Genomic DNA, 18548 nt, shown 5'->3' with positions numbered 1-18548 from the left:
GAACCCGTTAAAATCGGAACAGGGCGGCCATATTGACGGGCTCCTGGTTCTCCAGCAGGTTGACCTCGTCCATAACATACAGCTTACCACCATGAAGGAGCGTAAGCAGGGCTATTTTCTCGACCAGTGATTCGTCACCATCCTGTCTGTTGTCATGGATCGTCGTCTTTAGGGTAATCTCGTCGAAATATCCCCAGAGACTGGTCTCTGTTTTTAGAAAGAGCGCATCAATACAGCCGATTACGCCCGCTTTCAGTAACGCACGGGCGTCGCTTGACACCATTTCGCTACCATTGCTATTCTGATACTGATTAATAAAACGCCGTTTCGTCTGGTCAATCGAATCGCCGAGTAGTTTCTGCGCCATCTGATGCAATTCCTCCGGCTGCGAATGGTCAAAGTTACCCGTCAGCCCTTCTTTGTGCAGGTTCGGATACGTATTGATATTATGATAGATGGGCTGAAAATACGCTACCGATGCCAGCACCAGAGGCAAATTCTGCGTACCCATCATCTCAATGATGGCCGCATTGATCAATCGAAAATAATCGGCCAACAGGTGATCTTTTTCCTTCGTATCCGTATCCTCGTTGCTGGCGTACATCGCCATTGCACCATTCCGCCCGTTGGTACGTCCCTGTACTTCCTCGTCAAAGTCGTAATAGTTAGTTACGTCTTCCAGTCCCGATGGCATCGAACCGGCCAAATCGAGGGGTGCAATGGTATATGTATCGGCTTTGAAGAGGCTAACCCCCTTTTTACTAATCTGCAACAGGCAATACACCGGGGATCGTTGAGCAAAGGGAAGCAGCGGTTGCAAATGAAATTTGGCGTCGAGCCAGCTACTGTTCTCCAGGGGGATCGGACTATGAAAGATGGCGAAGAAATCAGAATTTCGGAACACGGCTAGTCCCTGTTGCTGGTGCCGCCAGAACTGCGTATCATTCAGCAGCGCTTCCAGCGGATGCATCAGACTGGTGATCTCATTGCTGCGGAGCGACTGGGCTTCAAGAGTCTGCCGGATACGCTGGATATGATTTTTAAACGCTAGTATATCCTGCCCTTCATTCACTTCTTTCCCACGCTGGTGGGTCGGAATAAATAGAGAGATAGACTGCGCGTGCGTCTGCATGGCCAGGTCGAGTAAGATGTCTTTATCGACATGTTCCAGATTGATACCGTTGGGTTGTTGATCGGTCATCATATAGCGTTTTTGTTCCTGACTTAAACTTGACTAACAGCTATTGCTATGACGCCTGTCAATATGTAACATGACCCTTCACAGGTAGATTGACGTCATCGACAGGCTGAAATAGCATCAATCTGACAATTGCATTGATCAGCTCATTTAAAACTAGTTACGCGTTCTTCACCAAGAAATTTACCAGGTAAACAGTAGCCCAGCTGACAAGGCCTGACTATATTGGATCTTGAAATCCTGATCCTGATCGTAGAGCACAACACCGCTTAAGGTAGCGTTAAGAAACTTGTTAATCTTTCCGGTCAGCGTGAAATCAAGCCGATGATCGCTTGCTTTGAAGTCTCGATAGTCAGCAAAGAACAAGTAGCGAAATTTGAGGTTAACGTTCTGGGCAATGTCTTGATCGTAATTGAAAATCGCCTGAAAAGCCAGCTCCGTTCGTACAGTCTGGTCAAGAGGTACGCCATAATTACGGGGGACATAGAGCCGAACATCCGGGTCGGTCACAAACGTCTGCCGGACGGTAAATACGCCCAGCCGTAGGTCGAACACATCATTGGGCTCGTATGACAGCCCCAGGGATTCCGTCAGGTAAGCGGGCGCAAACAGGTTCGAGATTGGATTGGCCAGCTCCTGGCCCGAGGGCAGCGTAACGTAATCGTAGCCCGGCGCGAACTGCGTGAGTAGATTCAGCGACCCAAACCATTGCCAGCGGGTGCTAAGCCGATACCCGGCTTTGGTATCCGCGTATAAGCGGTCGGTGTTCTTGCGTAGTGTTTGTTGAGCATTTTTAACGATTCCATACTGCAACTGCGTACTGGCACTCCAGTTAAAGCGATTTCGTCGGTAAGACAGGCGCGCGTTCAGCAATAAACCCAGGGCAATTGAATTAACACCTCCGCCTTTCCAGTTTCCGCTAAATGAACCCTGATTGAGATTGAACCCAGCCTCCAACTTATGCCGCCAGTAAGTAGAGTCGGGCCGCACGATGACACTATCGACGGTATTACCCTGATTGAATAATTTTCGAAGCGCAGGCAGCGTATCCGTCTGGCCATAGACTGACCCGACCCCGATTAGTAGCAGGAATAACAGGTAAATACAAAGGCGCATGCCGCAAAAATGGATCGATTGACTACCCGGAAAAAGCATTTGGCCACCCCAAATCATTCAGTTAAGTGCTTGCTTTTCCAACCGGTCTTTTACGTACAACTCGTTGACAACGACCAGCAACACCGCCACCAGGGGTGAGGCAAACAGCACCCCTGCCAGACCAACCAGGATACCAAGCAACACCTGGGCAAATAAGAGCATGGCGGGCGGCACCGAAACGAATTTTTTATCGAGTAGGGGCGTCAGGATGTAACCTTCCAGCGACTGCACGCCCATGTAAAGCGCAAAAACGTACAGCATATGATCAACGCCCTGCGGCAAAGCAACCAGCAGGGCCGGGGCGAGGGCAATGTAAGGACCCAGATTAGGGATAAAATTGAGTATACCGGCAATAATGCCGAGCACAATGGCAAACGGAATGCCTAGCAAAGCCAGTCCGGCACCGGTTACCACACCGACCACCGTCATGGTGATCGTACGGCTGATAAACCAGTTTTTGAGTGTATCATAACACTGGTCCATTACGCCTAATAACCGCTCTCGGTACGAGGGCGCGAAGAGTCTGGCAAATCCCTTGCGATAATTACCGGGGTTGGACGCTAAATAAATGCCCGTAATAATAACAATTAATACGTTGACCAGCCCACCTAGGGTACTGGAAAAAATACCCGTTATTTGGGTCAGTACCCCTTTACCCGGTCCACCCGATGAAAGTAATTCGCCCGGTTGGTCAGGAAGGTTGTCCTGTATTTTCTGGCCCCAGGCGGTTTGCGACAGTGTAGTCTTTAGTTGCCTGATCGACTGCGGTAATGACTTTCCCAACTGGTCGGCCTGCTGACTAACGGTTGGTGCTAACAGCCAGATGGTGCCGCCAATCAATCCGACTAGCAATAGCATAACTACCCCAAGTGATAACCCATAGGACAGCGATGTTTTTTGGCCCACAAAGTGGCTTAGTCCACTAATAACGACGGCAACGATGATCCCGCCAAATACCAAAAAAAAGAAATGGGCTGCGTAGCCAGCCAACAAAAATAAAGCCGCTACCAGCAAGCTGATAAAAGCAGCCGTGGCCACGCGGTGGGCAAAAGAGCGGGTAGGATGTTCCATGAAAAAAGTTTACGTTACGCCATTGGATGACGTTTGTCGGTAGGCGATTATTGAACGTTTTGGAGACTGGTAGCGGTGCCCTGACTTTTTTCCTGAATGACCGTGAAGGAACCGTCGGTTTCCAGCACCACCGCCGTCACGTCTTCCAGCCGGGCGGCCCCCGAACTTCGCATGGCCGCCAGCACTTCTCCTTCAGATACCCGCTCCTGACGCAGCGCCCCGCGCAGGTACTGTCCCTGGTGAAACAGCAGGGTAGGTTCACTTTTTAGTATCTGCTGGAACCAGGGCCAACGGACAGATAACCAGGAGACACTGTATTGAAGGGCAATCAGCAGTGCCAGCGCCGTCAGACCATCGGCGACACCCGTTTGCCGGGAAATAATAATGGTTGAAAACGTGGAACCGAGCGCCACCGTGATCACCAGGTCAAACGCATTCATTTTAGACAGGGTCCGCTTGCCCGAAATACGTAGGAAAAGCAGTAATCCGGCGTAGGCCAGCACCCCGACAACGACCACCCGCCCAATGCTTTCCCAGCCCTTGAAGAGCCAGCTGCTCACCGTTTCCCAGTCATCGATCATACAGGCTGTCGGTTGGGCGAAGCGATTGTGTTGCCATTATGCGTATTCCCTGATTTATGGGTATCATCAGGCTGATTTTCCAGTAAAACAACCGTATGAGGAAAGGGCATGTCTATTCCCGCTTTATCCAATGCCAATTTAACGCCCGTCACCACCTGGTCGCTTACTTTCAACGTGTTGGCCTGCTGGGATTCAACCCAGAAAAAAATTGTCAGATTCACCGATGACCCGGCCAGTTCCGTCACGTACACCCACGGACCTGGGTCGTTCAGGACACCTTCCAGGTCGTTCAGCACATCGTGAATAACTTGCCGGGCCTCTTCGATGGAATCGGGGTAGCCAATGCCCACCACAAATTTGATCCGGCGTTTGGGATAAGCCGTGCGGACTAATATGGAACTCGTGTACACGTCACCGTTCGGCAGAATGGCCCGCTCGCCATCATACGTTTTGAGTCGGGTGGAGCGCATGTTGATTTCTTCGACGGTTCCTTCGTATTCCTTAACTTTTATCTGGTCGCCGACTTTGAACGGTCTGCGCCATAGAATCAGGATACCTGCAAAGAAATTCTGGAGAATATCTTTAAAGGCGAAGCCGATGGCGACCGAGGTGACGCCCAGGCCCGCAATGATGTCGCCGGGCTTGAAGGAGGGAAAGATAACCACGCAGGCCGCCAGAAAGCCAATGATGGTAATCAGCGCACTGGCAATGCGGCTCACCAGGCTAGCCAGTGTATCGTCGATGGAGTGACTCTGGACGGCCACTTTGTTAATAATTTTCTTGACGCCTTTTCCCAGCAGCCAGAACAGCATAAACACAACCACGCCCACGATGATATAGGGTAGCCGTTCGACGGTCCCTTTCATAAAGTCACGAACCGTATGCCAGAACAGAGTTATGCCGTCATTGAACGTAAACGGAGGTTCGTTCACTCCATTAGGCTGGAGCAACAGGAGAATGGAGCGCATTTTGGTCTTTTATATAAAAAAAGAAAGAAGGGTAATTACTGTAATGCCAGAGAGTCAGGCACTAAGGAAGCAGGCGTATAGAACATAACCAGCGTTCCGAGCCTTTTGTTAGGCGAGGTAACCGGTGCCGACAACTCATAAGGGGCTTTCGCCCTGAAATAAACATCCTGTTGTTGAAGCAGATAGTCTGGAAAACGGCTGGCAAAGGCAATACCCTGGTTTTTCTTATTGGTTGAAATGGTCACTTGCCCGGCGGGGTCAACCAGCAACATTTCCTTAATACCCCGGTCTTTGACCAGTGTGTTGAAATATTCGTTGATCTCGCCGGGTTTTTTCTGTAGCATCGCATTCCGAACCGCCCAGACAAAAGTTTTCATGCCAAACAGGAGTTGCTGCCGATCGTTGGCGAGTTGGTTTTTCCGAACGGTTTCCCGTAAACTGCTGCGTTCCCGTTCAAATTCATTCGTCAACGCTGTGTTCCTGTACAATAGATAGCCTACGCCCAGAACCAGAAGGCCAATGACGCCATAAAGTATGTACTGTACGTTTGATTCGCGCGTAGCGTTTGCGGGTTGGGTTCGTTGGTCGGTAGCCATCGTAAACTGAGTAAAATGAAACGACTAATTATCTGCTTTCTGACTGCCTAATCGTAAGCAGGTTTGTCGATGTTCGGCTTGTCGTTCGGGTTACGATTCGGATTCATGACCCGCACGTTCTCACCTGGCTCGTCGGGGCCGTCCGTGTACTTTTCCAGCAGTTCCTGGTTGGGGAGTTCCTCGTCGGGTAAATCGCTGACGGGTTGTTCACTGCCTACGCCACTGTGCCCCTCGGCGGACTGGTTTTCCAGCCCATTGGGCGAAATAGCCTGTTTGGCCCGGATGATGTCTTCTCGGTCTTCACTTTCCATAGTAGTATTGATCGTTAAAAAGTAAGTAATTAATGCTGCGTAGGTTGTACCAGCTGCCCGGTTATCTCAGTCGTCGAATCGGCGTCCTGTAGGGCCTGTTGCTGCTTTCTTTGCGCCACGGCAATGGGACTCCCGTAGAAGTAAAACAGTTTCTGCCGTAGCCCACTGGCCTTTCTCACGTCGTTTACCATGTCGATAAACTCGTGAAAATTGATGTGAATTGGGTTCGCCTTATTGCCGATGTTGCTCGTAATGCCGTAAACCGGCGCTTCTTCTTCCGGCTGGTACGTGCCCAGGAGCCGGTCCCAGAAAATAAACGTAGCCCCGTAGTTTTTATCGATGTACTTCTCCTGCGATCCGTGGTGAACCCGGTGGTTAGACGGAGTAGCGAAGATAAACTCGACCCACTTTGGCAACCGCCGGATGTATTCGGTATGCACCCAGAATTGAAACAGGACGGCGATCTGGCTAACGGTAAAGAAAACAATGGGGTGAAATCCGAACAGCGCCACGGGCAGAAAAAAGATAACCTTTACATTCTGAATCCAGCTCAAGCGAAACGAGACGGTCAGATTATAGTGTTCGCTCGAATGATGAACCACGTGGGTAGTCCACCAGAACCGGCGTTCATGCGCAATACGGTGCGCCCAATAATTAAAAAAATCAAAAATGAGGTAGCAGGGAATAAACGTCCACCATTGAAGCGCCATGCGCCAGGGTAGCCCTTTGTATAACCAGACGAACGCGAACAGCAGGCCGAATTTCAGGCTGGTGCCAATCACAACGGAGCCTAAACCCACCAGGGTCGACCCAATCGTTTCCTGTTTATTGTGATACGGCTTCTTTTGAAGATGGGTAATCAGGATTTCTATTCCCGTCAGTAGAAACATGATGGGTGCGGCCCAGATGATCAGATCGGGAGCCGCTTTTTCAATGGTCCACAGTCGCTCTAACGGAATAACCGGCGCACCAAATAAGGCTTCGAGCATAGATATGGAATGGTGTCATTTTGGTCACAACGAGTCATTGACTACTTGTTATCGAGCTTATCACCTGCTTTATCAAAGGCATCACCGATGGATCGTCCTGCTTTCTTGAAGCCTGCTTTTACGTCCTGCCAGGCATCGGCCGTTGAATTTTTAGCCTTATCAATGTCTTTAGTTAAATCCTCCCGTTCTGTTTTCAATTTATCTACTTGCCGGGTCATTGTATTGTCGGCTTTATTGCGGTTACGGTCCGTCTTCTGTTGTAACTCGTCGATTTTCTGATCAAGTTTATTACGTTGTTCTTCCAGATTAGCGACAGCTTTAGCCCGCTCGGTCTGGAAATCAGTAGAAACCTGATCCTCCGTTTCTTTGGTGTCTGCTTCGATGGCATCCCCTGTATTGTCAACCGCTTCTTCAGTTCGCGACTTGTCCTCGCGATTGCTGCAGGCCTGAAAGCCAGACAATGACAAAGCGATGAATGAGGTCGCCAGCAGCGACCGTAACGTATTTGTTTTTAGGTTCATAACATTCGTATTTATGGGCTAATAACTGATGTCAAAGTATGAACAGCGACCTTAGAATGAGCTTAGGCAAACCTTATAAAGTCCTTAGACCGACTGGTTTTCGGTTAGTCCGAATCAGGAACAGACGGCGATTAAAAAAACCAGAAACTATCCCGGAAGCGAAATTCCACCAGGCCCAGATAAGCGGTTTGCGTATAAATTGACGCCCGGTAAATACCCGGTTTGATGGCCGTTGCCGGATCAAGTTTAAACGAAATACGTTTCGGATGCTGATCAAAATCAACGGACTGCACGGCCTGAACCGACACCTCCTTCGTACCCTTCGCCAGCTTAACGCTGACAGTGTGAACCGGAGGAATCATGGCCTGCTGGTGATCATCGGTCAGACTCAGAAAGACGTCCTGCAAACCAGTTAATCCCTTTTCGTCGGGTACGGTAAACGAAACGCTTAGCGTGTTGACCTTCTTCGCCTTTGCCGTTTGTTTTCCATTTGGCTTGATGGCGTCAAACCGGAACGCATCACTGGTCAGGGCCGATCGGAGCACCATAGCTGACAGACTGGTGTCGCGCTGGTTGAGGGATTGCTGTAGTTTCCGGTTCTGGTCCGTCAATACGTCATTGGATTTTGATAGTCGGGCTGCATTTCCCTGAAGGGGTCCCAGTTGACTGCTTACGCTGTCGTGCAGATGGTTGAGTCTGGCAACGGTACGGTTCATCCCATTCATCGCGAACGTGTGGTCGATGTTATCCCCATAGTGCATATTAAGTTGATCATAGGTCTGAGATAATAGCTTATCCAGGTTATCGATCTGACTATTCAGCGAAGCATTCTCTTCAGTAGCAGACTCCAACTGACTTTTTACATCATTTAGATTGCTTTCCAACTGGCGTTTAACCGATACCAGCGAATCGACCTGACCTTTAAGCGGGCTAGTCGCAGGAGTTGGGGTATTACGTGTGTTCCAGAAATAAACTCCAACGATCAGCAATAGCAGTAACAGGACTGATAGAATTCCGGTTGCTAGTCTCCAGTGGGTAGCGGGTGTTTCCATTCCTTAGCCGTTAGTTTACTCGATCTGGGTGATTCCGCAGAAAGTACAGGACACAATCATTGGGGCGACCGTTTCCTGGCGTCCCAATGATTGAATTTTCGTTCGATTATTTCGTTGAGTACGTCACCTCATCGCCATCGCTTTTGGGCTTCATCGAATTGGTTGTATCGTCAATGTCTACCTCCGTTTTACGGACTGTGTCCCGGATTACCTCGTCGCGCTCGGTCACATCCTTACCAACCGAGATTTCCTCAACGACCGTCGCTGTTTTCGACACCACCGGCACTTCTTTGTGTTCGGTCAGCTCAATCCGTCCGTCCTGAAAGGCATTAAGATCAGCGGCCGTAGCCGGGCGATTGACCGGATTACGTTGCACGCTAACCCGTTCTTCGCGCAGGCGGATACTTTCTTCCACGGGTTTGGCAACAATTCGGCTACGTAGCCGGACGCCCCCCGTCTCAACGATCCGTTTCCCTACCTCCAGGTTTTCTTCGATGACCTTGATGGTTTGATCGCCGTCGGGCTGCTTTGTATCGGTGAAGGCCGCGCCCATCGATGCGCTGGGTTGGCTGGTCAGACTATCGTATACCGGCGTCCGTTCGTTAACATCGACGGCTCCGGCCTCATCCAGGATATCGGCCGCCTTCTCGGCTTCGTCTTCCGTCTGGGCATGGACCGTTACCAGCGAACCTGTTTCGGTAGCCTTCGTGTATCGGTCAGCGTCGTCGTCATTACCAAAGAGCGAACTGAAGAAATTGCCGATGCTGCTGCCGGTGTCTTTATCGTCGTCCATATGGGTACTATTGGTAGTTGAATAGGTGTTACCATAGTCTGCCGTCAAATCTGACTGGAGGGAAAGATCGATGTTCTGGCGCATCATGCCTGCATCGACTAAATTTTCAACGGCCTGGCGGGCCTGGGAAGCGTTATCAAAAACGCCAATCACTGTAAGTGCCATAATCAGAATTGTTTTTTGGTAAGAATTTAGTTGGGAACTTATACGGTGGATGCATCAGGGGATACAGTAGTGAAACGCTCAACGGTTATCTCTTCCCGTCGGAGGGAGACTGTTTGCGTATCGGTCATCTGGGACTGCCGTCTGGTCACCCGGATTTCTTCCACTAGCCGCAGTCGTTTCTGAACGACAAACTCTTCTCTCAGTACGGAATAGATTATCGTATCGTCTTCTTGCCGGGCCGCCGGTACGTCGTCTACCAGTCGATCCATAGCCACCCGCTCAACCACTACGTCCTCCTGAATCAGGGGAATCTGCATGTCCTGCTCGTACTGATGAACCGTTTTGGTAAGCCTGACACGCCCCGTTTCGATGACCTGCTTACTTACCTGAAGTTGTTCGCTGATGAGTGGTATCAGAAGAATCTCGGAAGCGCCAGCAGGGATCGGTACGGCAGGCGAAGCAGAGTTCGGGGTTTGGTCAACCCATTCATCGAACGGTTTCTGAGGAATCATAACGGAATAGATAATAAACGGCTTCGAGGCTGAATGAAGTAGGTTGAGGGACGCTTCACGTCATGTTCATTGAACACAGTTGAATTCCTTCCGGGAGACATACGGACTGTGTTGACCGGTTGTGAGGGTAGAAAAAAGGGTTGGGCAAGTGCTCAGCCCCTTTTGGCACTCACTACGATTCCCCAGTCCACCTGGAAAACGAAACAAAACAACCCTTTACGTTTAGTTTTTTTTATAGCACCGTTTGAGTCTCTCGAATGGGACGGTCGTACTGATTATAATCGTCTTTGGAATCGGTACCCATTCGGGCGCCGAAACCCGAGGCAACGACCCCAATCAGCAAGCCAAAAAAGCTATAAATAGCGGCTTTTGAGGCTGCGGAAGCGGCATCGTCCGCCATGTGACGGGCTTTCACTTCGGCTTCTTTTTTGGTTTGTTCGAATTTGGCAGCTGCCTGTTTGTACGTATTGATCCAGTTGTCAACGATTTGCTCCGATTCGGCCCGGCTTTTACCCGTCCGTTTCATCAACACGTTAACGGCATCTTCTTTGTCCACACTATTGACCGTAGCCTGCCCCTGTTTGAATAGCCGACTAAATAAATTGCTGGCCACGTCGTCGGCGGCCTGCGGATTCGATGCGGCCCGCTCGGCGGCATTACCTGCCCGGTCGGTGGCCTGGTTTGCCTTACGCGCCAGTGTGTTGGGGTTCAGTGCCGGATCACCCGTCTGGCGAAGCATGGAGTTGACTTCGTTTTTCAGGTCGCCCAAGTCAAGATTATCCGTATCGATGCCATTGGCCTGTAGCTGATTCTGAACGGCATTACCGATACCGGGGGCGGCAGCGGCTATCCCTGAACTGGCTGTTTTAACGATGCCACCCACCAATTGACCTACTCCGCCAATAATACTACCCAGGGTCGTCGTTAGAAAATAAATGGTTAGCAGCGTAACCAGACACCAGGTCAGCACGCCATGAATCATCCCATCGAAGAGCCGGGGCGTACTGGCCAGTCGGCCCGCCACCCATCCTCCAATAAACAGGGAGAGCAGGCTGCTGACAATATACCAGATGGCACTGCCGATACCCAAACCTGCCATGGGATTATGTTCTTCCACCGGATCAATCGTGCCCAGGCCGATACCCAGACCCAGTAAGGTCAGAAGCATCTGGGTAACAATGGCCACCAGAACACCGGCAAAAACGGCGCTCCAGGAAATTCGTTTCATAAAGTCCACCCGACTTGGGCGGTCCTGGTATAGGGTTGTTGTTTCCATTACGTATTGATTGGTAATTAAGTAAGGCAGGAATAAACTGGCCATCCTGCCATAGACCTTTTCTGGGCATTGGATACTTCGTTACGTATTGAGTAAATCAGAAAGCAATCAGACAGGCACTCCTGATGCCGCTATGTTCAAAAACCGGTAAAGGCAATGCAACGAGGCTTTATGTTTACCGGATATTCAGGAACGTGTGGGTATGTTGTGTAATGGAGCGGGAAAAAATGCCAGTGGACACAAATCCCCCTACTGATGGTGAGGTGGTAGCAAAACTAATTCCCTCGATTAAGAAACCCTATGTGCATTGTCACTATAGGCTATGATGAATGTCAAGTCAGCGTATGTTCTTTATTCCTGCCCGGCATGAGCAAGTACGGGAGGACGCTTACTATAACCGCGTCACGACGATCTCGACGCGCCGGTTTCGATGGCGCCCTTTAGCCGTCTGATTGGTCGCAATGGGCTCCTCTTCGCCTTCTTTGCCGGTCGTTATCCGGCTGGTATTAATCCCCTCCTTTACCAAAGCCACTTTGACAAAGTTGGCCCGGGCGGCTGAGAGCGGTTTATTGATCGACTCAGGCCCGACGCTGTCCGTATACCCAACAATGCGGATGTGCAGCTTTGGATAGGTTTTCATAATCTGGACTAGATCATTTACTTCGACTTGAGCATCGGGGGTAATCCGGGCGGTATTGGTGTCAAACCGGAGCTCATCGAAGAGAAATGATTTATTGGGTCGACTCCCTTTTGTAGCTAAAAAGCGGGCTAACTGATACGTAAAGGATTGATCGGTAAGGATAAGTTTCCGCCCATCGGGTGCATCGACAGCCACGCGTACTTTGGGCCCGGCGGGGGGCGCACTCAGGCTCAGGATAACTACATCAATCCGGCGGTTTTTTTCGCGTCCTGCTTCCGTTTCATTGGTTGCTACCGGCTTCGTATCACCCCGTTCCCGCGTAGCAATGCGATCCGGTTCGATGCCCCCGGCGATCAGCGCCTGTTTGACGGCTTCGGCCCGTTCGCTGGATAGGGGGTCGTTAGTAGCATCGGTGCCGGTGCTGTCGGTGTTGCCTTCGATGCGGATGCGAAGCGATGGGTACGCCTGCATAATCTGGATCAGATCAGCCACGTCAGAACGGGCCTGCGCTGTAACCTGGGCCAAATTAGGCTCAAACGTCAGGTTGTCGAATGTGAAGACCTTAGGGAACTGTCCATTCTTCGTGGCTAAGAACATGGCCAGCGCGTAATTGAATGAATTCTCGACAATGTTCAGTTTGCGGCCACCCGGCAAATCGACGCCAGTTCGTACCTGGGGCTCGTTCCCATCCAGATCACTGGCTACCGTATCGGTCGCTGCGGCCATACCCGAATCGTTTGTCTGCTCAGCGGTGGTTTTGTTCAGGTTGCAGGAACGTAGCAAAAACAAGGTTAGCAGGAATAACCCCAGGGCGATAAGCAGCCATTGCCACCACAGCAGACCGCTTGCCAATGCTGTTTCCTGCCGGACCGGAACAACTTGTGCAACTGGGTTATAAGCTGTCCCAATGAACCAGGCCAGTGGAACGCCAAACATGGCTGGTATAACCGACCGGGTGGCATCGACTTCGCCATGTAGCATTGCCGCCAACTGGGCTTGGGTCAGCTCGCGGGCGACTATCTGTTTATGTAGAAAGCCCATTAATACGGACGCTACCAGCCCGGTTAGGGTAGTGGCTGATCCTAAACTAACTCCGCTGTACTGGTTTGTTTCCTGAGCTACCTGGTGAACCCGCTGGTCATACAGTTTTTTAAGGAGGCCATTTCCCGATTCGGTCGCTTTCTGCCGTTCGCTGCCTGTACCGATCAGCTCAACTATGTCTGATTCAGTAGCGAAGGGAGTGTTCGTGAGCAAGTAATAAAGCGTTTTTGCGCCATCTTTGTCAGATACCCCGTTAATGACACCAGCCGTTACGGTGGGCAGAAGCCCATCAATTGCTTTTTGGGTGTTCGTCCTGTTCTCATTCAGACTGTGGGCCAGATTGTTAACGGCTGAAGGGGTAAAAACAGACCGCAGATGATCCAGTGGTGTTATCGTTGCCATGAGTAAATGCGTAGTTGTGGCGAGCAAAAGTAGGCTTGCCTATCCCTCAATACCTATGATGGAGGCAGTCTGGAAACCTGATGGTTCACAGGTTTCCAGACTGCTAATGATCATTAGACTCGATGATAAGGATCATAGATGAGATCAAGTCAGTCAATTAGGTTTGTAAGTTTGCCGGGGAAGACATCCAGAGACCAGCGTAGTAGTACTCGTATTGAATTCACTTAGTAAATCTACCTTATGTGGCCTTTTAGGCTGGAATTTCCCGAAACGACTGATTAACAGGCTAATGCCAAATCGGTTTTGGATCGGCAGTTGGAAGAGTACGTTTTTACGGTAGCGGATCAATACATAACTCTTGTCGATAAGCCGACGCAAGACCAATTAATTAACTTGCTGACCACCATTGGGAAGCTAGACCCTATGCTGCCTGATACTTTTCAATAAATCAGGACTCTTCTCATGAGCCCATCAGACCAACATCTGATTCGACTGGTTGATTCGGCGTTCCGCCCCGCTGTTCGGCATTACGGAGTTCGCGCTCCAGAAAGTAGTTGAGCGCCGTTCGCAGTACGGCAATAGCGGCCAGCAGTCCAATATCATTCCAGGTTGGGGCAACGGCCGTTTTCAAAATATCCGCCCCTAACTCCATTTCCAGGGCCAATGCCAGTGAACGGCCCAGCGATAGGCGAATCTCCTCTTTGGGAATAAGTAGGCTCCGGTCAGTGACGATGGCAAGGACAAACAGGTAAAATGACCGAGCCGATGCAAACGCAATGACCGTAGCTGCGCCAGCCTCAATCCAGCGGGCCAGTAACAACGTAATCGTTTTAATAATCTCTTCCATTGGATAAATCCTTAGCCAGGCCAGGTTTCCATAAGTTTTTTGTACAACGACCGGACCTCTTCCTTTTCGTAGTCCGTAACCAGCGTTTGTTCGGCGTAGGTCATCAGTAACGAAGCCTGTTTACGCAGAACAGGCAGCCGGTTGGTCGAGCAGGCGGCTGATGCCACCAGGGCCAGTGCCCGTAGCAACCGCCGAAATACGGCAAAATTACCGGTCGCGTTGATGCGGGATAAATCGAATGCCAACCGCATGTAATCATCAAACGAGTCGGCCCGGACCAGCACGCGTAAGTGGTTCCCATCCGAGCGAAGCCGGGCCGGAAATTCCCGTCGGGCCAGTCGTTCACCAACAGCACCTAAATAGTCAATGGCCATAATCGCGGTGGTGGTATCGTTGATACCGGGTGAAAGCGCTTTTAAGGTAATATCGACCAATTGCTGAATACCAAATGAAACATCCTGAATAACGTTGCGGTGCCGCCCGATACTGACGTAGTCCATCAGGTTATCCGGCCAGTCGGCCTGGTTGGGGGCATTCCGTTCCATGCCACTCCGGACGCTAAACAGGGTTGTACCTGTTCCGATAAAAGCACCCATAGGCTGCTCAATGCGCAGAACGACCCGGTGCCGGGTTGCCCAATGAAGTAGACCTTCCGTATTTATTTGCTGTAAATAGCCCGTTTGCTTCGATTCAACCGGATACCAGTCGATCTGCTCATCAGTATACTGCAAGGCGGCTTCGGCTTTTTTCGGATCATCAATCGGTTCACCAAACTGATCGGGAAACAGCTCGTCGATGGCTTTGTCGACCTCCTGGAAAATACGCTGAACGATGGTACCCGTCTGGAGGGATTCGGCAATGTGGTGAATAAAGAAAATCAGGGCCGCTACCCCACCCAAGGCCAGTATCAAGCCAACTAATACGGCGGTTGCGGGTACGAACTTTACTTCGTCGGTACCCCGAATAGTGCCCAGTACGATCAAGCAGTAGGCAAACACACTGACAAAGTACCCCATAACGACCTGATTCACACGGTCACGCATGAAATTACGCAGTACCCGGGGCGAATACTGACTGCTGACCTGGGTGATGGTGGCCAGGGTCAGTGAAAAGGCCAGGGCTGCTACCGTCAGCATCGAACCCGCAATGGCTGATAGCATACCCCGTGCGCCATCAGCTCCGTTGCCAAATAGAAACGGAAACCGCTTGGCCCCATTCCAGTTGGTGGTTGCATCAAACTCCACAAAGCCATAGGCCATCCCGAAAGAAGTTAGGACCATCAGTCCCGGCACAAACCAAAGCGATTCCTGAAGTTGCTGCCAGTATTGACGAAATCGGGTAGGCATATAAAAAACGTAAGCTTTATTAATCAAACCCGTCAGCACCCGAATAGTTAAGGTCGACTGGCATCAGACACAAAAGTCGCTTAATCCACAAATTGAGCGACTTTATAAAATCATAGATAACGATACCTTGTTACCGGCTGTCAGCGAACAATTGGACCTTTATTCACAATCCGCTGCAGCACTCGATTAACAGTATATACGACCCCGTTCGTCGCGCGAATATCAGCCTCTAGGACCTCGGCGACCGTACCCCGTCCATCTTTAATCGTGATGTCATTCCCCTGTTTGTGCACGATCAAAATCTGCCCGGTCAGGTTGGTGAGGGTCTGACCGTCTTTCAGTTGGTCAGTGGTCAGTCGCCCTTTGACAACGTGGTACGCCAGAAACTGGATCAATCGTTGTTTGCTCGACGGCAGCAACAGTTCAGGCAGTTCACGATCCGGAAGTTCGGAGAAAGCCGCATTGGTGGGTGCAAACACGGTATAAGGCTCCTTGCCATAGGCCTGTTCCAGTAAACCCGATGCTTTCAGTAACTGAAGCAACGTCGTGTGGTCAGCTGATTTAGCCGCACTTAGACCCAGGCTGGTTCCCGTCTTTACGCCACTAGCCTTCAGATCGGTAGCCGACGAAGCCGCTGGCATGGCCTGAGCGGTTGCGAGCTTGGGCAGGAGTAGCAGGATAGCCCCGATGAGCGAAAAAATAATGGTACGAATCAGTTTCATGATTAGTTAATTAGTAGGGTCAGCCAGCCTTTTGCTGGTCTACTGACTGTAGCGTTAACCTAAGGCCCTGCTTAATGTTTAGTACAGATACCTTACCGGACTTGCAACACGACACTGGACGCGGTCCCCGCCGATGTGGAACGGGACAAATAGTTAATTAACCTGTTGGAATTGCCTGCTATAGTATTCAAAAGGAGAAAGATAACCCAGCGCTGACCGGGGTGGGACGCCACTGCGATGCCGGCGCAGTACCTTCGTTATCTGTTATATCGCTCTGGCAGCCCGGCAATAATTTTCCGATCATATAGATCCATACTAATCGTCAAATACAGTTAGCCTTCACCCGTACGGACATAGCGGGTCGGCCTGTGCCCTCAGATCCGCAACCCAAATCTGGCCTGTAACGGCCCATTCACTAAGAGGCTTCGTCCGTTGGGTAAAGTCGCCGGATGAGCCATTCCATCGTTAACCCCTGCCCGATAACGGAAAATAAAACCACGCCGTAGGTGATCATTACCAGCAGGTCTTTATGGGGTAATGCATTCGAGATGGAAAGTGCCATAGCAATGGATAATCCGCCCCGTAAGCCGCCCCAGGTTAGCATAATGGGCGCTTTATCGTCCAGATCGAGCCAGCGCCGGGCCAGCCGATAAGGAAGCCAGATGGAAACAAACCGAGCTGCCAGCACTAACACAACCGTTACGATGCCGATGAGCCAGTAGCCCGACTGAAAATCAAGGATGAGTAGTTCGAGACCAATCAGCACAAACAGCAACGCATTCAGGATACTGTCGATCAATTCCCAAAACTTATCAATATAATCTTCCGACTGGCGGCTCATGGCCTCCTGGCGGGCGTGATCACCTACAAACAGGCCCGCTACCACCATGGCCAGGGGGCCAGAAATGTGCAGTTTCTGCGCCAGCAGATAGCCCCCCATAACCCCTGCTACGGTGATGATCACTTCGGTTTGGTAGTGATTAATCGAGCGCATCAGCCAGAACATGCCGTAGCCCAGGGCCAGACCAAACAGAACGCCACCCCCGGCTTCTTCCAGAAACAGAAAGGCTATATTCCCGGCACCAATACTGTCCGTTCCATTTATAACGACGCGGTAGATCGTCGCAAACACGACGACGCCTACTCCATCGTTGAACAAGGATTCGCCGACGATATTAAGCTTAACGTTTTCGGGCAATTTGAACTTGGCCAGAATACCCAGCACAGCAATCGGGTCAGTGGGCGAAATCAAGGATCCAAACAGCAGGCAGAATGAGAAGGGTAAAACAAACCCCAACCAGCCAGCGATCAGGTATAGGCCTGTGCCAACCAGGGCTGTGCTGAGCAGAACTCCCACCAGTGCAAACAGCATCACCGAACGGCGTTCGATTCGGAGTTGAGTGGCATCCGTATGGAAGGCTCCGGCAAACAAAAGAAAGCTAAGCATTACATTGAAGAGAAGTCGACCGAAATCCAGTTCACGAACCGCTTGACGGACCAGCGCAAACCAGGGTGGGTGAATAGCGTTCAGACTGATTAGCAGGGCTGAGAAAGCAAGCGATAACACCATGATTCCAATGGCGTCGGGAAGCTTGAGCCAGCGTGTGTTGAGGTACGCAAACAGGGCGGCCATAACAATCAGTAACGTAATCAGCGAGAATAAGTCCATCACATGCTATCAGAATTTTACAAGAATACGTTAACTTTCCCTTAAAACCACCCGGCTTTAGGCCTCGGTCACTTAAGTCGCTCCGATAAGGTTTGTGAACGATCCTAAAATTCCACGCGCAAATCGCCCTGATCCACTCACCCGCTTCAGCCTGATGATTCGCGAGCGTTTCAGCTTGGAAGAGGATAAGGCGCAAGAGGTGGGCATTATTCAGTCCATTAGCAAGGGAATCGAATTTAAAGGGATTAATTTCTGGACGCTCATCTTTGCTATCTTCATTGTCTCCATTGGGCTGAATGTTAATTCAACGGCGGTCATTATCGGTGCCATGCTCATTTCGCCCCTGATGGGACCGATTATGGGTATCGGTCTGGACATTGGTATCAATGACCAGACAATGATTCAGTAGGCGCTCAAAAATATAAGCATTGCCGTTTTTATCAGCCCATTGACGTCAACCGTCTATTTTTTCATCAGCCCGATGCACAGTGCTCAGTCCGAATTGCTGGCTCTCACGTCGCCCACCGTCTGGGATGCCTTTATTGCCTTCTTTGGCGGACTGGCGGGCATCGTGGCAGAATCGCCCCGGGATAAGGTGACCAATGTCATTCCGGGGGTGGCCATCGCAATCGCCCTTATGCCGCCCCTTTGCACGGCAGGCTACGGACTGGCAATCGGAAATCTGTAGTACTT

At 50.7% G+C, this 18548-nt stretch carries 20 protein-coding genes; 2 read left to right on the top strand and 18 right to left on the bottom strand.

Going from position 1 to position 18548, the window contains the following annotated elements; translation table 11 throughout:
• Positions 1 to 7: 7 nt before the first annotated feature.
• The 18 genes from CWM47_RS31095 to CWM47_RS31010 form a co-directional block, all read right to left on the bottom strand.
• Complete coding sequence (locus CWM47_RS31095; protein ID WP_240625538.1) at positions 8 to 1204, bottom strand: baeRF7 domain-containing protein; 1197 nt, start codon at positions 1202 to 1204, stop codon at positions 8 to 10.
• Between the two features lie 177 nt (positions 1205 to 1381).
• Positions 1382 to 2314, bottom strand: a complete 933-nt coding sequence (locus CWM47_RS31090) for a DUF3078 domain-containing protein (RefSeq protein WP_100994139.1) — start codon at positions 2312 to 2314, stop codon at positions 1382 to 1384.
• A gap of 57 nt (positions 2315 to 2371) precedes the next feature.
• Positions 2372 to 3424 carry an AI-2E family transporter gene (locus tag CWM47_RS31085; RefSeq protein ID WP_100992451.1) on the bottom strand — a complete coding sequence of 351 codons (1053 nt, stop codon included), beginning with the start codon at positions 3422 to 3424 and terminating at the stop codon, positions 2372 to 2374.
• 47 nt (positions 3425 to 3471) lie between these two features.
• Positions 3472 to 4005 (bottom strand): DUF421 domain-containing protein, encoded by a 534-nt coding sequence (locus tag CWM47_RS31080; RefSeq protein ID WP_100992450.1) that lies wholly within the window; start codon positions 4003 to 4005, stop codon positions 3472 to 3474.
• Positions 4002 to 4973, bottom strand: a complete 972-nt coding sequence (locus tag CWM47_RS31075) for a mechanosensitive ion channel family protein (protein WP_100992449.1) — start codon at positions 4971 to 4973, stop codon at positions 4002 to 4004. The genes CWM47_RS31080 and CWM47_RS31075 overlap by 4 nt, the downstream gene beginning before the upstream one ends.
• Positions 4974 to 5008: 35 nt before the next feature.
• On the bottom strand, positions 5009 to 5569 hold the full coding sequence (locus CWM47_RS31070) for a hypothetical protein (protein WP_100992448.1): 561 nt from the start codon (positions 5567 to 5569) through the stop codon (positions 5009 to 5011).
• Positions 5570 to 5616: 47 nt separating this feature from the next.
• Positions 5617 to 5880 (bottom strand): hypothetical protein, encoded by a 264-nt coding sequence (locus CWM47_RS31065; protein ID WP_100992447.1) that lies wholly within the window; start codon positions 5878 to 5880, stop codon positions 5617 to 5619.
• 29 nt (positions 5881 to 5909) lie between these two features.
• Positions 5910 to 6869 carry a sterol desaturase family protein gene (locus CWM47_RS31060; protein ID WP_100992446.1) on the bottom strand — a complete coding sequence of 320 codons (960 nt, stop codon included), beginning with the start codon at positions 6867 to 6869 and terminating at the stop codon, positions 5910 to 5912.
• Positions 6870 to 6910: 41 nt separating this feature from the next.
• Entirely contained in the window at positions 6911 to 7390 is a 480-nt protein-coding gene (locus tag CWM47_RS31055) for a sll1863 family stress response protein (RefSeq protein WP_100992445.1), read from the bottom strand.
• Positions 7391 to 7521: 131 nt separating this feature from the next.
• Positions 7522 to 8442: a hypothetical protein gene (locus CWM47_RS31050; protein WP_100992444.1), complete on the bottom strand. Its 921-nt coding sequence runs from the start codon at positions 8440 to 8442 to the stop codon at positions 7522 to 7524.
• Between the two features lie 106 nt (positions 8443 to 8548).
• On the bottom strand, positions 8549 to 9400 hold the full coding sequence (locus CWM47_RS31045) for a YsnF/AvaK domain-containing protein (RefSeq protein ID WP_100992443.1): 852 nt from the start codon (positions 9398 to 9400) through the stop codon (positions 8549 to 8551).
• A 38-nt stretch (positions 9401 to 9438) separates the two neighbouring features.
• A complete protein-coding gene (locus CWM47_RS31040; protein WP_100992442.1) occupies positions 9439 to 9912 on the bottom strand; it encodes a YsnF/AvaK domain-containing protein in 474 nt (157 codons plus the stop codon).
• Between the two features lie 232 nt (positions 9913 to 10144).
• A complete protein-coding gene (locus tag CWM47_RS31035; protein WP_100994138.1) occupies positions 10145 to 11188 on the bottom strand; it encodes a YrzE family protein in 1044 nt (347 codons plus the stop codon).
• Between the two features lie 391 nt (positions 11189 to 11579).
• Positions 11580 to 13271: an OmpA family protein gene (locus tag CWM47_RS31030; protein WP_100992441.1), complete on the bottom strand. Its 1692-nt coding sequence runs from the start codon at positions 13269 to 13271 to the stop codon at positions 11580 to 11582.
• 460 nt (positions 13272 to 13731) lie between these two features.
• Positions 13732 to 14118: a DUF1622 domain-containing protein gene (locus tag CWM47_RS31025; RefSeq protein WP_100992440.1), complete on the bottom strand. Its 387-nt coding sequence runs from the start codon at positions 14116 to 14118 to the stop codon at positions 13732 to 13734.
• Positions 14119 to 14129: 11 nt separating this feature from the next.
• The gene (locus tag CWM47_RS31020) at positions 14130 to 15464 is read right to left on the bottom strand and encodes a DUF2254 domain-containing protein (RefSeq protein WP_100994137.1); all 1335 of its coding nucleotides are present in this window, start codon (positions 15462 to 15464) and stop codon (positions 14130 to 14132) included.
• A gap of 140 nt (positions 15465 to 15604) precedes the next feature.
• Entirely contained in the window at positions 15605 to 16186 is a 582-nt protein-coding gene (locus tag CWM47_RS31015) for a fasciclin domain-containing protein (RefSeq protein WP_240625537.1), read from the bottom strand.
• A 415-nt stretch (positions 16187 to 16601) separates the two neighbouring features.
• Positions 16602 to 17855, bottom strand: coding sequence for a cation:proton antiporter (locus CWM47_RS31010; RefSeq protein ID WP_100992439.1), 1254 nt, complete (start codon positions 17853 to 17855; stop codon positions 16602 to 16604).
• A gap of 94 nt (positions 17856 to 17949) precedes the next feature.
• On the opposite strand from CWM47_RS31010, the gene CWM47_RS40425 reads away from it, so the two are divergent.
• A complete protein-coding gene (locus CWM47_RS40425; RefSeq protein WP_394341961.1) occupies positions 17950 to 18264 on the top strand; it encodes a DUF389 domain-containing protein in 315 nt (104 codons plus the stop codon).
• 12 nt (positions 18265 to 18276) lie between these two features.
• A complete protein-coding gene (locus CWM47_RS40420; protein ID WP_394342030.1) occupies positions 18277 to 18543 on the top strand; it encodes a DUF389 domain-containing protein in 267 nt (88 codons plus the stop codon).
• Positions 18544 to 18548: the final 5 nt, after the last annotated feature.

Origin of the sequence: Spirosoma pollinicola (assembly GCF_002831565.1) — a bacterium.
GTDB lineage: Bacteria > Bacteroidota > Bacteroidia > Cytophagales > Spirosomataceae > Spirosoma > Spirosoma pollinicola.
This window is presented reverse-complemented; position numbering and strand designations above follow the sequence as displayed.

What these genes read in the sequence shown, in the direction of transcription:
- CWM47_RS31020 (WP_100994137.1), bottom strand. Translation starts at nt 15,464, where the DNA reads ATGCCTACCCGATTTCGTCAATACTGGCAGCAACTTCAGGAATCGCTT.
- CWM47_RS31090 (WP_100994139.1), bottom strand. Translation starts at nt 2,314, where the DNA reads ATGCGCCTTTGTATTTACCTGTTATTCCTGCTACTAATCGGGGTCGGG.
- CWM47_RS31045 (WP_100992443.1), bottom strand. Translation starts at nt 9,400, where the DNA reads ATGGCACTTACAGTGATTGGCGTTTTTGATAACGCTTCCCAGGCCCGC.
- CWM47_RS31030 (WP_100992441.1), bottom strand. Translation starts at nt 13,271, where the DNA reads ATGGCAACGATAACACCACTGGATCATCTGCGGTCTGTTTTTACCCCT.
- CWM47_RS31050 (WP_100992444.1), bottom strand. Translation starts at nt 8,442, where the DNA reads ATGGAAACACCCGCTACCCACTGGAGACTAGCAACCGGAATTCTATCA.
- CWM47_RS31095 (WP_240625538.1), bottom strand. Translation starts at nt 1,204, where the DNA reads ATGATGACCGATCAACAACCCAACGGTATCAATCTGGAACATGTCGAT.
- CWM47_RS31070 (WP_100992448.1), bottom strand. Translation starts at nt 5,569, where the DNA reads ATGGCTACCGACCAACGAACCCAACCCGCAAACGCTACGCGCGAATCA.
- CWM47_RS31085 (WP_100992451.1), bottom strand. Translation starts at nt 3,424, where the DNA reads ATGGAACATCCTACCCGCTCTTTTGCCCACCGCGTGGCCACGGCTGCT.
- CWM47_RS31060 (WP_100992446.1), bottom strand. Translation starts at nt 6,869, where the DNA reads ATGCTCGAAGCCTTATTTGGTGCGCCGGTTATTCCGTTAGAGCGACTG.
- CWM47_RS31065 (WP_100992447.1), bottom strand. Translation starts at nt 5,880, where the DNA reads ATGGAAAGTGAAGACCGAGAAGACATCATCCGGGCCAAACAGGCTATT.
- CWM47_RS31080 (WP_100992450.1), bottom strand. Translation starts at nt 4,005, where the DNA reads ATGATCGATGACTGGGAAACGGTGAGCAGCTGGCTCTTCAAGGGCTGG.
- CWM47_RS31075 (WP_100992449.1), bottom strand. Translation starts at nt 4,973, where the DNA reads ATGCGCTCCATTCTCCTGTTGCTCCAGCCTAATGGAGTGAACGAACCT.
- CWM47_RS31040 (WP_100992442.1), bottom strand. Translation starts at nt 9,912, where the DNA reads ATGATTCCTCAGAAACCGTTCGATGAATGGGTTGACCAAACCCCGAAC.
- CWM47_RS31035 (WP_100994138.1), bottom strand. Translation starts at nt 11,188, where the DNA reads ATGGAAACAACAACCCTATACCAGGACCGCCCAAGTCGGGTGGACTTT.
- CWM47_RS31055 (WP_100992445.1), bottom strand. Translation starts at nt 7,390, where the DNA reads ATGAACCTAAAAACAAATACGTTACGGTCGCTGCTGGCGACCTCATTC.
- CWM47_RS31010 (WP_100992439.1), bottom strand. Translation starts at nt 17,855, where the DNA reads ATGGACTTATTCTCGCTGATTACGTTACTGATTGTTATGGCCGCCCTG.
- CWM47_RS31025 (WP_100992440.1), bottom strand. Translation starts at nt 14,118, where the DNA reads ATGGAAGAGATTATTAAAACGATTACGTTGTTACTGGCCCGCTGGATT.
- CWM47_RS31015 (WP_240625537.1), bottom strand. Translation starts at nt 16,186, where the DNA reads ATGAAACTGATTCGTACCATTATTTTTTCGCTCATCGGGGCTATCCTG.